Origin of the sequence: Streptomyces sp. NPDC126499, from assembly GCF_040302485.1 — a bacterium.
In the GTDB taxonomy this organism is placed as follows: domain Bacteria; phylum Actinomycetota; class Actinomycetes; order Streptomycetales; family Streptomycetaceae; genus Streptomyces.
In genome coordinates this window covers 1-1,708 of sequence record NZ_JBEOUO010000055.1, presented here as the reverse complement: position 1 = coordinate 1,708, position 1,708 = coordinate 1, and the positions used below count along the sequence as shown (strand labels likewise).

General features: G+C 26.5%; 2 protein-coding genes. One reads left to right on the top strand and one right to left on the bottom strand.

Annotation, left to right across the window (positions count from 1 at the left end; translation table 11 throughout):
• Nucleotides 1–478, bottom strand: a 478-nt coding sequence (locus tag ABTZ91_RS33975) for a hypothetical protein (RefSeq protein WP_352081091.1), incomplete at its 3' end; no start/stop codon positions are given.
• A gap of 383 nt (nt 479–861) precedes the next feature.
• On the opposite strand from ABTZ91_RS33975, the gene ABTZ91_RS33970 reads away from it, so the two are divergent.
• Complete coding sequence (locus ABTZ91_RS33970) at nt 862–1,701, top strand: DegV family protein (RefSeq protein ID WP_217193795.1); 840 nt, start codon at nt 862–864, stop codon at nt 1,699–1,701.
• Nucleotides 1,702–1,708: the final 7 nt, after the last annotated feature.

The following is a 1,708-nucleotide window of genomic DNA, read 5'->3' as shown; positions in this document are numbered from 1 at the left end:
CTTCATCTGCTATTTCGTTAGATAACAATAAATCATAAGCCTTTCTAAAATCAGATATTTCATTTAATGTAAAATCTTCATCACTAAGTAATAAACTATATTGATAAACTAATCCTCTAAATCTTTTATTACTTTTTAAATTATTATTATTTAACGCATCTGCTAATTCTTTTTTAGTACTCCTTACATTTTCTTTTTCATTTGTACTTTGCATTTCGTTAATTAGTAACTTTTTTAGATATGAAGTTGTAGCGACTATTGGTTGGCTGTTAATCAATTTATTAATTTCACTTGAATTGATCAATATCTTTTCCGCTTTAATAATTATGGTTTTAGTTGGACAAAAAAATAAAGGGAACATCATACTTTTAATTTGTGTCTGCTTTCTAATTGGATTTATTTCAATATCTGTGACATAAGTAGTGAAATTATTTAATCGTTGTTGGTACTCTTTTTCAAAGTTTTGTTCATCACTCATGTGAAAAATTGTTTTTAACGTTTTATAAGTCATCTATGAAATCACCTCTTATTATCCTTTTCTTCCATTTTGGCGTTTAATCATATTTAATGTGTATTATTATACTATAAAATTATTAAATTAAGAAATTAAAAATAAACTTTATATTTTAGTGTTAATGCTTCTTCTTATTACATAATTCAAAATATCTAGTGATACTATATCTTTGATGTGACGCAAAAATGTTTCATTGAATGTATTAGTGACATAGTGATACAAATAATTTATAGTTTATTTTAAATAATGACCATTGCGTTTTGCTTAATTTAATTGACTATAATATAACTTTTAGGGTACATAGTATAATAATTAAATAAATTTTGCATTTTTAAGGGGGAGATCATTTGAATAAAATTGCATTTATTACTGATAGTTCATCTGGTATCGGTTTACATGAGTATTCAGATGTCTACGTAGTACCTATGGGAACAAGAATTAATAATAAAGATTATACAGATATGGTTGATATCAGCTCACAAGAATTTTTTGAATTATTAAAGCAATATGAAAATGGCGCAACTACATTTCAACCTACACCACAATCATTTATAGATACTTATCAAAAAGTCATCGATGATGGTTATACTCACGTTATAGCTATTCATGCAACGAGTGCATTAACTGGTGCGTGTGAACAATCAAAATCTGTAAGCCGTGATTTTGATATTGAATCAACTATTATAGATTCTATGACTGGAGATTACCCGCTCCGAAGAATGGTTGAAGAAGGTATCAAAGCCAAAAATAATAATGAAAGTTATCAAGCCATTATTGATAAAGTGAACGATTTACAAAACGCTTCCACTTTAATTTTTTATCCTAAAAATTTAAATCAGGTTAAAAATAGTGGCCGTTTAAGTCGTTCAAAAGCACTTATTGCGGGAATTCTCAACATACAAATTATTATTGAATTTCAAAAAGGAAAAATTGTATTAGCTGATAAATTACGTACTAAAAAGAAAGCCTTTAATTATTTAATTAATAAACTAAAAGATGAAATTACAAGAGATAATCCATCAAAAGTTGGTTTTTCATACACAGGAGAACACGAAACTGCTGATTCAATTATTAAGTTTTTAAAAGAGAAATTTCCAAATAAAATTATTGAAAAAAATCCACTTATAAATGTTGGAGCAGTTCATACAGGATATGGCACAGTTGCAATAGGATGGATTAATGTATAAATTTTAA